The following is a 13,388-nucleotide window of genomic DNA, read 5'->3' as shown; positions in this document are numbered from 1 at the left end:
TTTACCTCCTTATATGCAAGGACTCGTAATTAAATCAACAGGGAGCTGGTACCTGATACATGCAGAAGATGGCCGGAACTATGACTGCAGAATTAAAGGTAAATTCCGTATCAAAGGGATTCAAACCACCAATCCTATTGCTGTTGGTGATCAGGTAGAATTTGAACTGGAACCCAATGCAGAAACCGGAGTAATCCATAAACTGCTGGACCGCAAAAACTACATCATCCGCAAATCTATTAACTTGTCTAAACAGGCACAGATCATCGCGGCTAACCTGGATCAGGCTTTTCTGATTGTGACGCTTGCCTCTCCAAGAACATCTCTGGGATTTATAGACCGTTTTCTTGCTACTGCTGAAGCCTATAGCATCCCTACAACGCTGATCTTTAACAAATTGGATCTTTTTAGCGAGGAAGGCCTGGAGATTCTAGGAGCGTATAAAAACATCTATGAACATATCGGTTACCCCTGCTATGAGGTTTCTGCCCTTGAAGGAACCAATATTGATCAGGTGGAGCAATTATTAAAAGACAAGACCACTTTATTTTCCGGTCACTCTGGGGTAGGAAAGTCCAGCCTGATCAATGTTTTATTGCCTGGAAGAGATATCAAAACCGGTGAAGTTTCGGAATGGAGTGACAAAGGACAGCATACGACGACTTTTGCAGAAATGCATACACTACCTTTCGGAGGCTACCTGATCGATACACCCGGAATTCGGGAACTGGGGATCTTTGACATCAGACCTGAAGAACTGGGTCATTATTTCAGGGAAATGCGTGATCTGATGAATGAATGTAAATTCAATAACTGCAGGCATATCAATGAACCAGGTTGTGCGGTTATCCGTGCCGTGGAAAACGAGGAGATCGCACTGAGCAGATATGAGAGTTATTTAAGTATTTACCACGGAAACGAGACCAGGGCATGAGGGCGGTAATTCAAAGAGTTTCCGAGGCCAGCTGCAGGGTTGATACAGAGCTTACCGGCACCATTGAAGGCGGTTTACTGGTGTTACTGGGCATAGAAGATAGCGATACGATGGAGGATCTGGACTGGCTGGCTCAAAAAATTGCAGGGATAAGGATTTTTAGCGATGAGCAGGGACTGATGAATAAGTCTTTGTCTGATACCGGCGGAAATATTCTGATGATCAGCCAGTTTACCTTGTTTGCCTCAACAAAAAAAGGCAACAGACCCGGCTTTACCAGGGCCGCAAGACCGGATAAGGCAATTCCCCTTTATGAAAGTATGATTTCAAAGCTTACGGCACTTTTAAATAAAAAAATTCAGACCGGTATTTTTGGTGCAGATATGAAAATCAGCTTATTGAATGATGGACCTGTAACCCTCATCATTGATACAAAGAACAAAGAATAATGACGATAGAAGAAGCACAGAAAACGGTTGATCAATGGATCACCACCACCGGAATACGCTATTTTAATGAACTGACCAACACCGCTATTCTTATGGAAGAAGTTGGCGAGGTGGCTCGTATCATGTCCAGAAAATATGGAGAACAGTCTTTTAAGAAAAGCGACGAAGCCGTAGATTTGGGTGATGAAATGGCTGATGTACTTTTCGTACTGATTTGCCTTGCCAACCAAACCGGGATAGACCTCACTGCTGCGCTGGAAAAAAACCTCGTCAAAAAGAGTATCCGGGATGCAGACCGTCATCAGAATAACGAAAAATTAAAGTAATTTATAGCCTGAATTGCAAGGTTGTCCGTATGGCGAAATTGGAGGGTTCCAGCCCGGCATCGTTTAAATGTTGTTTATGGGTAAGACGGTGTAGAAAATCTACCCTTAAGATTTTGAAAATGTTCTCAACACCATAACCGGCTTCCACATAAGGAATACCTCCAAGGCTCCGATTCAACTTGCCTCTGCCTCTTATAAAGGCCTCATTGTTCTGATCACTCAGACTTCCTTCCAGTACATTCAATACAGCTACGGTGCGTACATTTAACTTTTTAAGCAGAGGGATACTGTTGGTGATCAATCCGTCCATATGTTGCGTATAATTCAAAGAAACATACCTATCGCTCGTAAATTCCAGAAAGCGCATGGTATTGAAGTTAAACCGGTGGTTCTCCAGTAAGGGATAAGGTAATGCATCAGGAATATATCCTGCGGTAAGGGAGTATTCACCCCGTCCAAAAATACCCAACAGTGGTCTTTGATAAATATTAAGTGCAAATTTATTGTAATTGAAATCTCCTCCGGCGGCTTTTATGCCATGGGTATAGCGAAAGGTAAAGATGGGACTGCCATTGCCGTTTCCAATCATGATTCTTTTATTGATTTTGGAGGATTCCAGCAAACGCCGTCCGGGCGTCCATTGTATTTCACCAATTGCTTCTGAAACTTCGTAATTGTTGTATGTAATTTTATCCTCATTGTCCCGGTACATAAAGTTAAACAAAGGATCAAAGGTCCGGTGCGCTAAACTAAGCTTACCTCTTACATTGGAGAAAAGATCTGTTTGCACATATGTATTCCATATATTTTGTGTAAAAGGTCCTCTTTTACTCACTTTACCGTTCCTTATAGAGGCACTGAAAACGTTATTCTGTGCAAGAACAAAGTTTTCAAACTGATAACCCGTTTGCCCGATATCATGCTGATAAGAAATACCGGCCTGCACCCAGGGCTTTCGGGAGAAAATATAGTCAACGGCACCATTGTATTTAAATCTCTCATCTCGGAAACCATAACTCAAAAACCCGCTGAGGATCAGCTTTTCGCTAAATCGGGTATTGGTTGTAGCGCCTATCCTTAATACAGATCCTTCCAGATCATTGTAGCTGTAGGTATAAGGATAAGGGCCAAAACTGATCTTTCCAACCTTATAATAGCCATTGATCAACATCCCTGCGATGTCTGCATAAGTTTTAACCAGGGGCAGGTTTTTAACGGTATCTATCATCTTATAGACAGCTTTATCGGCTGCAGTAAGTGAATCTGCACGATTTTTAACCCAGTATTTTTCATCTATTTTATTCACATCCTTATCCATCACCATGGGCTCTTTAAATAAAGATGCAGGATAATCTTTGTTCACCTCGATATCTTTATTAGATAAATAGAACTTAGCAATAAAGCCAGATAGCTTTTTAGAGGTTGTGCCCACGTTAATCACAATACGGGTTTGTTTGGGTATCCAGGCTGTTGTACCTGAAGGCTGTACCATGGCTTGCTGTATCCTGATTTTATTTAGAAAATTCAGATTGGCATCTTTAGAAACGGTACAGTCTATTCTATATAAGGCATAACTGTCTTTAGTGATCCACATAACCCCGTCAAAAGCAAGATCATGGGATCTTTTGGGCTTAAATTCAATTTTATAGTATTCTTTTCCTTCTATCTTATCATGAGCATCGGTAAGTTCATAATTATAATAAGTTTTCCAGCTATTGCTCGTAGGTGAAATGAATTCTTTATTGGCCAGTTTAAGAAAGTTGCTATAAAAATTATATTGTAAAAAAGTGGAACCCGCCAGCTGAGAGATCAGGGTTTCATCTTCTATTCCGACGCCACTTACTTTTGTCCGCAGCACATGTTCTGTTTTCTGTTCCGGGCTGGTCATATACCGGTAATCTGAAATGGTCTCGGACATAAATATAGGCAGGCTTGGCGATCCTTCTTCTCCCGCAATTTTCTGTAAATCGTCCATTAGTGGAAGTACCTGCCTGATGACTTTGTTTTTCTTCATCTTCTCCCCAATATTGACCACAGAAATCTCTATCCTGTTGTAGCTTTGGTAGCCATAACTTTTTAAGTAGCGCTGGTCATTCTGAGGCTTGTTTTTCACCAGGTTCTCCATGATCTCCCAGGCAGGGTTTACATAGGATTTTGGAGTTATGGTTACCGTGTTTAATAAACGGCCACCCTCTGAAAGCTGGAAATCCAATATGGGATGATTACCATGGGGTAACAATTTCCTTGTTGTGGTGTAACTAACGTATGCAGTGTAAACAGAATCGGTGGCTAGGTTCTGAGGAATAGTCAAGCGGTACAGGCCATCGAAGTCAGAGGCAGCAGCCTTCTTCTTTCCATCTGTGAGTTTTACATAAATCGTTGCATAAGGAATCGCCTCTCCGGTTTGCGCATCCGTAACCTTTCCGGTCAGCGTTCTGAGCTCCTGGGCTTTTAAACTGTTCTCCATGCAAAGCATCATTAGCAGCAAAAGGCCTGTATATATATTTGTGAACCTGTATAAAATCGCCCTGGTTGCCTTCATTTAAAGAGAAAAATTAGATAGTTAAGCCGGTAGCGTTATCAGTTTTGCCCCCGGGATGAGGTGTAGCGAATTGAAACAAACCCGTTACAAATATAACATTGCAATGTAAAGTTTTACATAAAGATGAATTAATTTTGAAATATTTTAAAACTTTTTCGAGGCTCTATTTGTATTCGCTTAAAAACCAAATACCCCACATGTAAATCATCACCCTAATTTCATAAAAAAAAGGCACTCAATAATAATTGAATGCCTTTTTTTTATGAAAAATAACAGTTTATAATTCTGCTTTAATCCTTGCCGCTGCTGCTTCCAGCTCTTCCTGGCTTGGTTTTAACTTCTCTCTGCTGAAATTCATATCACTCACATTATTCATGGGAATCAAATGAATATGTACATGAGGTACTTCCAACCCAATCACCGCCATGCCAATTTTCACACACGGAAATGCTTTTTTTAAACCTTGCGCCACAATTTTAGCAAACAATGTTAGTCCAAAATAGCTCTCCTCGTCCATATCGAAAATATAGTCAATCTCTTTTTTTGGGATCACGAGCACATGCCCCATTGTGAGCGGACTCACATCAAGAAAGGCCAGAAACTCTGTTGTCTCCGCCACAATATGCGCCGGAATTTCACGATTAACAATTTTTGAAAATATACTTGCCATAGGTTTATTAATTATCTGCTGATCTCGAGGATTTCAAACTCAATTTTACCAGCAGGAACCTGTATTTCTGTTTTATCACCTACAGATTTACCCAATAATCCCTGTGCAATAGGTGATTTCACAGAAATCTTTCCCGTTTTAAGATCAGCCTCTGATTCTGCAACCAGCTGGTAAGTCATGGTTGCTCCATTTTTCACATTCTTGATCTTCACGATAGACAAGGCCAAAACCTTTGTTGTGTCTAGTTTAGATTCATCAATCAGTCTTGCGGTAGATAATGTGGTTTCCAGTTTCGCTATTTTCGCCTCATGCAAGCCCTGTGCTTCTTTAGCTGCATCATATTCTGCATTTTCAGAAAGATCTCCTTTATCTCTTGCTTCAGCAATTTGCTTGGATATCATTTGCCTTCCTGTAGTCTTTAAATAGTGTATTTCCTGTTTTAATTTTTCCAGACCATCATTGGTATAATATGTAACATCTGTCATAGCTCGATTAATTTATATTTTATTATACTATACTGTTTAGCTCGTTAAAGGAGCCAGTCCGCACTGATCATTTATACCTGAACGGGGTTCCTTTAAAATACAAACAAGACTACATCGGCACTAAGCCTACATAGTCTTGCTTCAATTAAAACGAAGATAACAGCCAATTCTTATAAAAGCAAATCTTTTCAGCGAAATATGACGCTGAGGTAAAAAATAGGATATAAAGCCCACTCACCTCTCCATTACCGCATTTTTTACCTAATTTTAAAATACGTTAACCCATTATTATGCACAAAAAACTATTCAACACGCTGGTCTTCATCGTGCTGGGAACTTATTCTTTAAGTGCCCAGGATTTATACATGCCCCGCAACATCAGGAATGCTTATGACAAAGAAACCCGCTCCATCGATGGCAGACCTGGTAAACAATACTGGCAAAACCGTGGTAAGTACGCTATTAATGTAACAGTGACCCCACAAACAAAAACCGTTAGCGGAACAGAAAAAATAGAATACACCAACAACAGCAAGGATACTTTAAAAGTACTGGCCATTCGTTTTGTAAACAATATTCATAAACCTGAAGCCCCAAGATCAGGCTATGTAAGCACAGACTTTTTGAGTACTGGACTGGTCATCAACTCCTTTGAGGTAAACGGACAAAAATACCAGCTTGATACCAAGGACTGGGGCACAGTTGAAGATGTCAAATTAAAGACTCCACTTGCCCCCGGCCAAACAGCCAGTCTGAATATAAACTGGAATTACCCGCTTTCCAAGCAAAGCGGACGGGAAGGTCAGATTGACAGCACTACTTATTTTGCAGCTTACGCCTATCCGAGGGTATCTGTATATGACGATTATAACGGTTGGGACAGGCTCCCGCATTCTGACAGAGGCGAATTTTATAATGATTTCAACGACTATACTTTATCTGTTAAGGCGCCAAAGAACTACGTAGTATGGGCCACAGGAGATCTGCTGAATCCGGATGAAGTGCTACAACCGGCCTTTGCTGAAAAGCTCAGGAAATCCTATCTGTCTGATGAAGTGACGCATATGGCTACTGCGGAGGAAATGAGAAAAGGACTGGTAACGAAACAAAACACCTGGAACACCTGGAAATTTGAAGCCAAAAACATCAGTGATGTTACTTTTTCTTTAAGCAACCATTATGTGTGGGATGCAGGTAGTGTGGTGGTTGATGAAAAGACAGGCAGAAGGGCAAGTGTTCAGTCTGCCTACAGTGAAACTGCAAAAGATTTCACATTCATGGTAGACTTCGGAAAAAAAGCCTTGCATTGGTTTTCCAGGAATTGGCCAGGAATTCCCTACCCATTTTCAAAAATGACCGCCTTTCAAGGTTTTGCCGACATGGAATACCCGATGATGGTAAACGATTCAAGCACACCCGACCCCGGCTTCTCTCAATTTGTATTGAATCATGAAGTTGCTCACACCTATTTTCCGTTCTATATGGGAATTAATGAAACCCGTTATGCTTTTATGGACGAGGGATGGGCAACTACACTTGAATATCTGATCGGAATAGACCAGATCGGAAAAGAGGCCGCTGACCAGGCCTATCAGGATTTCAGAGTGAAACGCTGGATCTTTGACCCTTCGGGCGAAGAGGACCAGCCTGTAATCTCTCAATCCACACAAGTTTCCGGCCTGGGATATGGCAACAACTCGTATGTAAAACCGTCACTTGCTTACCTGGGTTTAAAAGATATGCTTGGTGATGAAACTTTCAAAAAAGCACTCCATGTATATATGGAACGCTGGAATGGCAAACACCCTATTCCCTGGGATTTCTTTTATTCGATAAATGATGCGACCAAACAAGATTTAAACTGGTATTGGAACAATTGGTTTTTTAGCAATAACTATATTGATCTTGCGATTGAAAAGGTGGCAATAAAAGGCAATAATTATAGCGTCTCCATAAAAAACATTGGAGGGTTTGCAATCCCATTTGATGTCAAAATTACTTACGCAGATGGCAAAGAATCTGTATTACATCAATCACCCGCCATCTGGAAAAGCAACCAAAAAATGGCATTGGTACAGATCAATGCAACAGCTAAAATTCAGTCTATTGTAGTCGATGGAGGCATTTTTATGGATGCCAGGCCAGCCGACAACAAATGGAAATAACTTCCTGTTAGAGAGATTAGGGCTTAATGCCCTAATCTTAATTCTTCCAGCTTCTGCGCCAGCACCTCTGATATCTTCCTGTAGGAATCAAAGGTCCATCCACCTACATGAGGCGTCAAAAGTATCTTTCCCGAAGTGACCAGGTCCCGATACCAGTCTTGTTGAGCCAGTACAGGAAATTTTTCTGTTTCCAATACATCAAGTCCCGCAGCTATAATTTTTTTGTTCTCTATAGCTTTCAGTACTGAAGCAGTGCTGACAATTTCACCTCTTGCCGTATTGAGGAAAAAGAAAGGTTTTTTGAAATGGAAAAAATATTCATCATTGACCATTTGCCGTGTTTCTGAGGTTAAAGGAATATGCAGACTCAGCACATCGCTTTGCCTTACAATCTCCTCCATACTTACTTCCCTCGCATAAGCATCAGAAAACCCGGTTTTGTACTTATCATAAGCAATAACATTGACTTCAAAGCCAGAAAGCTTTTTAGCAAAGCTCTGCCCCATAAAACCATAGCCAATAATCCCAACGGTTTTTCCTTTTAATTCCCAGCCGCGGTTACCTTCTCTGTCCCAGGTGCCCTGACGAATTTCGGCATCAGCTTTTTGAAAATTATTCATCAGGGACAGCAGCATCCCTATAGCATGTTCACCCACAGCATCTCTGTTGCCTTCGGGAGCATTGATCAATAGTATATCTTTCGCACTGGCGTATGCTTCATCAATATTATCCAGACCAGCACCTGCTCTGGCAACAAATCTAAGATTTGGTGCCGCATCCATCAATTCCTGGTCTATCCTGAACTTGGTACGCACCGCGATACCGGTATATTGGGAGATCACAGACAGGGTTTCAGCCCGGCTGATCAAGGGTTGGTCATCAACGTCATAACCCAGCTCCATTGCTTTTTGTTTAAACACAGGATGAAGGTCGTCAACAATTAATATTTTAGGATTCATTACAAATTAAACTAAGCTGTTGTGGTCATTAAAGCGGTAAGATGTTGTGTCAGATGGATAAAATCTTCCACACTGAGTTGCTCAGCACGTTTATCGAAAAACGGATGATTGTCCATTTTATCTTTAGGAATAGTTCCGGAAAGTGCATTTCTCAAAGTTTTCCTCCTTTGGTTGAAGCCACCCTTAACCGTTCGCCAGAACAGCTTTTCATCGCAGGGCAATTGTTCTGTTTTGTTGCGGCTTAACCGGATCACACCGGAATTAACTTTAGGCGGCGGGTTAAATGTTCCTGGTTTTACAGTAAAAAGATATTCAATATCATAATAGGCCTGAATCAGTACGCTTAGAATTCCGTACTCTTTTGTCCCTGATTTAGAAGCACAGCGTTCTGCAACCTCCTTTTGGAACATCCCAACCATTTCAACAACATGATCCCGATGCTCCAGTACTTTAAAAAGAATCTGAGAAGAAATATTATAAGGGAAATTTCCAATGATGGCAAACTTTCCGGGAAACACAGTACCCAGGTCAAGTTTTAAGAAATCCCCATTGATGAGCCTACTTCCCAGATTTGGATATTTTTCCTGCAGGAAATGATAGGATTCCACATCTATATCTATCAAATGGGTTTCGAGATCTGTACGTTCCAGCAAAATATCCGACAAAATACCCATACCTGGCCCAACTTCAAGAACCTGATGGTACTGATCCGTATGAATAAGGCCGTTTACAATCTTTGCTGCAATATTTTTATCGGTTAAAAAATGTTGTCCTAAATGTTTCTTTGCCTTTACCAAACTCATATGCTCCTGATCTAAAGATGCAAAATAAGCAAAGTTTTACCAGTATCGGCGTAAGATTACTGTTAAAATCTGTAATTTGCGCTAAATTCTAAAGTTGAGCATGAGCAATAAAGTAAAAATAGGTATTAGCGTTGGTGATGTGAACGGAATAGGTTTGGAAGTGATCCTGAAAGCCTTATCGCACACCAGCATTTTTGATTATTGTACACCTATTGTGTATGGGCATACCAAAGTAGCTTCCTACCACAGGAAGGCACTGGGTTTATCTGATTTCAGTTTCAATGTGGTTACGAATGCTGGGCTGGCCAATCCTAAGAAGGCCAATATGATCAATTGTTGGGAAGAAGATGTCAAGATTGACCTTGGTGTCTCTAACGAGATTGGCGGAAAATATGCCCTTCTTTCCCTGGAGAAAGCAACCGAAGATCTGATTAATGGGGAAATTGACGCCCTCGTTACTGCACCCATCAATAAGTTTAACATACAATCGGAGACCTTTAAATTCCCAGGTCATACAGAATATCTTCAGGAACGCAGCAAGAGTTCAGACGTACTCATGTTCCTGATCAGCGAAGAACTGAGAATTGGTGTAGTTACCGGTCATATTCCGGTTAAAGAGATTTCCGGAAGCATTACAAAAGAAAAGATTGTTCAGAAATTAAAGATGATCAACGACAGTTTGAAAAAAGATTTCTGGATTGAAAAACCTAAAATTGCTGTTCTGGGTCTTAATCCTCATGCCGGAGACAACGGTTTACTGGGCAAAGAAGAAGAAGACATCATTACCCCTGCCATTCATGAAGCCTTCGATAAGGGGGTAATCTGTTTTGGACCTTACCCGGCCGATGGCTTTTTTGGCAACGGTACTTTCAAACAGTTTGACGCTGTTCTGGCGATGTATCATGATCAGGGACTAATTCCTTTCAAAACCATCGCTTTCAGCACAGGTGTAAATTATACAGCCGGATTAAAATTTGTACGTACCTCTCCAGACCACGGAACCGGTTATGATATTGCAGGTAAGAATCTGGCAGATCCGACTTCTTTTATTGAAGCCATTTTTGCAGCTACCCATATTGTAAAGAACAGGCGTGAGCAGGAAAGTTTATTAAGCAATCAGCTTAAAACCGGAGGCAAAATCATTGAGACTGCGCTGGATATAAAAGATGATGCAAATTAACCCTTCTGGAAAGCTTTTTTAAAAATATACAAAAAACACTTTACATCTATCAAAATAATTCATACATTTGCGGGCTAAAATTTTGTTACAATTGAAACCGTTAAAACAATTTTCAATCCCCTTTACAGGCTTAAAAATTGGCAAACATCAATTTGAGTTTGAAATTGATAACAGCTTTTTTGAGGCATTTGAGTACTCTTTAGTCAAAAAGGGCAGTTTAAATGCAACGGTAGAGCTGGATAAACAGGAAACAATGCTAATTTTACAAATCCATGTAAAAGGAACTGTAAAACTAGAATGTGACAAATGTTTGGCAGAATTTAATTCGCCTCTGGATATTAAAGAAAGGCAGATTGTGAAATTTGCTGAGGATGAATTAGAAAGCGATGATCTGGAGATCATTGTACTGAATAAAAAGGAGAGTGCTATTGATATTTCTGAAATCATTTACGAGTTCATTAACGTATCAGTACCATTCATTAAGATCTGCGGACAGAATGGCGATGGCCAGGAGTGCGACCAGGAAATGATTGCAAGACTGGAAAGCCTCTCTCACGGAGCAGATAAAAAAGAAGAATTAACGAGTGATGACCCAAGGTGGGCGGCATTAAAGAAATTAAAATAATAATTAAATAAATTAGTAATGGCACATCCAAAACGCAAGGTTTCTAAAAGTAGAAGAGACAAAAGAAGAACACACTATAAAGCAGAAGCTCCTTCTCTGGCTACTTGCCAAACAACTGGCGCTATCCACGTACCTCACCGTGCGTATAACGTTGATGGTAACTTATACTACAACGGAAAATTAGTTATTGAAAACACCTCTATAGGGTAATTTTTCTTGAAAAATAGTTTGTGTTTTGCCAGGGTTTAAGTTTATCTTAGACACTTGAAAGAAGCACAATAATGCTGTTTACACAAACTGATTTTTTACTATGAAAATAGGTCTCGATATAATGGGCGGAGACTATGCTCCCGAATCAAATGTTTCGGGAGCAATAGCTGCTCATCAACTTCTATCGCCCGGAGAGCACATTGTGCTCATTGGTGATACCAACCAGATTAAGCCCCTGCTCTCAGAAAAAGGCTTTAACCCTGACCATTTCGAATTCGTTCATACCGAAGAAGTGATTGGTATGGGGGAACATCCCACAAGGGCATTAGCCCAAAAACCAAACTCAAGTATTTCTGTTGGATTCAATTTACTCAAAGAAGGTAAACTGGATTCCTTTGCCAGTGCAGGTAACTCAGGAGCCATGATGGTCGGTGCTGTATTTAGTGTAAAAACGGTACCCGGTATCATCAGACCTTGTCTGTGTACTATTGTACCAAAATTGGACGGCGGCAGAGGCTTAATGCTTGATGTAGGTGCAAATGCGGATTGTAAGCCTGATGTTCTGGTTCAATTTGGAGCCGTAGGCAGTTTATACGCTGAAAACGTGATGCAGATCAAAAACCCAAAAGTCGGTTTAATTAATATTGGAGAAGAGGACGAAAAAGGAAATATGCTCAGTTTGGCCACATTTCCCTTAATGAAGGAATCTAATCTGTTTAATTTCATCGGAAACATTGAGGGTCGTGATCTCTTCAACCAAAAGGCCGACGTCATTGTATGTGATGGTTTTACCGGAAATATTATGCTTAAACTTGCAGAGTCCTTTTATATTATGACCATTAAAAAGGGCCTGAAGGATGAATTCTTTGACCGGTTTAATTACGAGAACTATGGCGGAAGTCCTGTTTTGGGCGTCAATGCTCCAGTAATTATTGGCCATGGGATCTCTACTCCTACTGCGGTAAAAAATATGATCCTGCAATCAAGAGATATGATAACTACTGGCTTGGTAGGAAAGATACAAGCTGCTTTTAAATAAATTTTGAAAAAATGAGTAAAATCCACGCCGCTATTACTGCGGTTCATGGTTATGTTCCTGAATATATTCTAACCAATAAGGAACTTGAATCCATTGTTGAAACCACTGATGAATGGATCACTTCCAGAACGGGTATCAAGGAACGCAGAATATTAAAAGGTGAAGGATTGGGCACATCAGATATGGCTGTTCATGCCGTAAATGGTTTACTTAAAAAAAGGGGGATCTCTGCGGAAGAAATTGAACTGATCATTTTCTGTACGACTACACCTGATATGCCTTTTCCGGCTTCTGCAAATATTCTTGCAGATAAAATTGGGGCAAAAAATGCCTGGGGATATGATTTACAGGCCGCATGTTCGGGTTTTATATTCGGATTATCTACGGGCTCTCAATTCATTGAATCTGGCAAGCATAAAAAAGTACTGGTCGTAGGCGGAGATAAAATGTCGTCTATTATTAATTACCAGGACCGCACTACCTGCATTATTTTTGGAGATGGCTGTGGTGCAGTTCTTTTGGAACCCAATGAGGAAGGTAACGGAATCATAGACTCTGTACTTCATTCTGATGGTTCGGGCAGACAATACCTGCATCAGAAAGCTGGTGGTTCTGCCAGACCGGCATCCCATGAAACAATTGATAATCATGAGCACTTTGTACACCAGGAAGGTCAGGCTGTATTTAAATTTGCAGTAACCAACATGGCTGATGTAGCAGCAAAAATCATGGAACGTAATGAGCTCACTTCTGAGCAGGTGACCTGGCTTGTGCCACACCAGGCAAATAAAAGGATCATTGATGCCACCGCTTCCAGAATGGGCTTGGGCGCAGATAAGGTCATGATCAACATAGAAAGATACGGTAATACAACCAATGGAACTATCCCTCTCTGTTTATGGGAATGGGAGAGTAAGTTAAAGAAAGGTGACAATCTGATATTGGCTGCTTTTGGCGGCGGTTTCACCTGGGGATCTGTTTACTTGAAATGGGCATATTAA

At 40.7% G+C, this 13,388-nt stretch carries 14 protein-coding genes; 9 read left to right on the top strand and 5 right to left on the bottom strand.

Going from position 1 to position 13,388, the window contains the following annotated elements; translation table 11 throughout:
• The first annotated feature begins 13 nt into the window (after positions 1 to 13).
• Genes rsgA through R2S08_RS24485 form a run of 3 tightly spaced genes read left to right on the top strand, consistent with a single transcriptional unit; the run spans position 14 to position 1,709 of the window.
• Positions 14 to 934: a ribosome small subunit-dependent GTPase A gene (rsgA, locus tag R2S08_RS24495; protein WP_133782210.1), complete on the top strand. Its 921-nt coding sequence runs from the start codon at positions 14 to 16 to the stop codon at positions 932 to 934.
• A complete protein-coding gene (dtd, locus tag R2S08_RS24490) occupies positions 931 to 1,383 on the top strand; it encodes a D-aminoacyl-tRNA deacylase (RefSeq protein ID WP_316837598.1) in 453 nt (150 codons plus the stop codon). The genes rsgA and dtd overlap by 4 nt, the downstream gene beginning before the upstream one ends.
• Positions 1,383 to 1,709 (top strand): nucleotide pyrophosphohydrolase, encoded by a 327-nt coding sequence (locus tag R2S08_RS24485; protein ID WP_133782206.1) that lies wholly within the window; start codon positions 1,383 to 1,385, stop codon positions 1,707 to 1,709. Before dtd ends, R2S08_RS24485 begins: the two co-directional genes overlap by 1 nt.
• A gap of 1 nt (position 1,710) precedes the next feature.
• Here the strand turns inward: R2S08_RS24485 and R2S08_RS24480 are convergent, their stop codons facing one another.
• The 3 genes from R2S08_RS24480 to greA all read right to left on the bottom strand — a co-directional run bounded on the left by R2S08_RS24480 (position 1,711) and on the right by greA (position 5,406).
• A complete protein-coding gene (locus R2S08_RS24480; RefSeq protein WP_316837597.1) occupies positions 1,711 to 4,176 on the bottom strand; it encodes a DUF5686 family protein in 2,466 nt (821 codons plus the stop codon).
• 352 nt (positions 4,177 to 4,528) lie between these two features.
• The gene (locus R2S08_RS24475; RefSeq protein WP_316837596.1) at positions 4,529 to 4,921 is read right to left on the bottom strand and encodes an HIT family protein; all 393 of its coding nucleotides are present in this window, start codon (positions 4,919 to 4,921) and stop codon (positions 4,529 to 4,531) included.
• 11 nt (positions 4,922 to 4,932) lie between these two features.
• On the bottom strand, positions 4,933 to 5,406 hold the full coding sequence (greA, locus tag R2S08_RS24470) for a transcription elongation factor GreA (RefSeq protein ID WP_133782200.1): 474 nt from the start codon (positions 5,404 to 5,406) through the stop codon (positions 4,933 to 4,935).
• A gap of 290 nt (positions 5,407 to 5,696) precedes the next feature.
• Here greA and R2S08_RS24465 point away from each other — a divergent pair, with 290 nt between their 5' ends.
• Entirely contained in the window at positions 5,697 to 7,571 is a 1,875-nt protein-coding gene (locus R2S08_RS24465) for a M1 family metallopeptidase (protein WP_316837595.1), read from the top strand.
• 23 nt (positions 7,572 to 7,594) lie between these two features.
• Here R2S08_RS24465 and R2S08_RS24460 read toward each other — a convergent pair whose 3' ends face one another.
• Both R2S08_RS24460 and rsmA read right to left on the bottom strand, forming a co-directional pair.
• Entirely contained in the window at positions 7,595 to 8,530 is a 936-nt protein-coding gene (locus R2S08_RS24460; RefSeq protein WP_316837594.1) for an NAD(P)-dependent oxidoreductase, read from the bottom strand.
• Positions 8,531 to 8,541: 11 nt separating this feature from the next.
• Positions 8,542 to 9,333, bottom strand: a complete 792-nt coding sequence (gene rsmA, locus R2S08_RS24455; RefSeq protein ID WP_316837593.1) for a 16S rRNA (adenine(1518)-N(6)/adenine(1519)-N(6))-dimethyltransferase RsmA — start codon at positions 9,331 to 9,333, stop codon at positions 8,542 to 8,544.
• Between the two features lie 100 nt (positions 9,334 to 9,433).
• Here rsmA and pdxA point away from each other — a divergent pair, with 100 nt between their 5' ends.
• The 5 genes from pdxA to R2S08_RS24430 all read left to right on the top strand — a co-directional run bounded on the left by pdxA (position 9,434) and on the right by R2S08_RS24430 (position 13,388).
• Positions 9,434 to 10,513: a 4-hydroxythreonine-4-phosphate dehydrogenase PdxA gene (gene pdxA / locus R2S08_RS24450; RefSeq protein ID WP_316837592.1), complete on the top strand. Its 1,080-nt coding sequence runs from the start codon at positions 9,434 to 9,436 to the stop codon at positions 10,511 to 10,513.
• 91 nt (positions 10,514 to 10,604) lie between these two features.
• Complete coding sequence (locus R2S08_RS24445) at positions 10,605 to 11,138, top strand: DUF177 domain-containing protein (protein ID WP_316837591.1); 534 nt, start codon at positions 10,605 to 10,607, stop codon at positions 11,136 to 11,138.
• An 18-nt stretch (positions 11,139 to 11,156) separates the two neighbouring features.
• Positions 11,157 to 11,348, top strand: coding sequence for a 50S ribosomal protein L32 (gene rpmF / locus R2S08_RS24440; RefSeq protein ID WP_108555155.1), 192 nt, complete (start codon positions 11,157 to 11,159; stop codon positions 11,346 to 11,348).
• 100 nt (positions 11,349 to 11,448) lie between these two features.
• Positions 11,449 to 12,387, top strand: coding sequence for a phosphate acyltransferase PlsX (gene plsX / locus R2S08_RS24435; RefSeq protein ID WP_316837590.1), 939 nt, complete (start codon positions 11,449 to 11,451; stop codon positions 12,385 to 12,387).
• Positions 12,388 to 12,398: 11 nt separating this feature from the next.
• Entirely contained in the window at positions 12,399 to 13,388 is a 990-nt protein-coding gene (locus R2S08_RS24430; RefSeq protein WP_108555153.1) for a beta-ketoacyl-ACP synthase III, read from the top strand.

This window comes from Pedobacter nutrimenti (assembly GCF_032678445.1).
Classification (GTDB): domain Bacteria; phylum Bacteroidota; class Bacteroidia; order Sphingobacteriales; family Sphingobacteriaceae; genus Pedobacter; species Pedobacter nutrimenti_A.
This window is presented reverse-complemented; position numbering and strand designations above follow the sequence as displayed.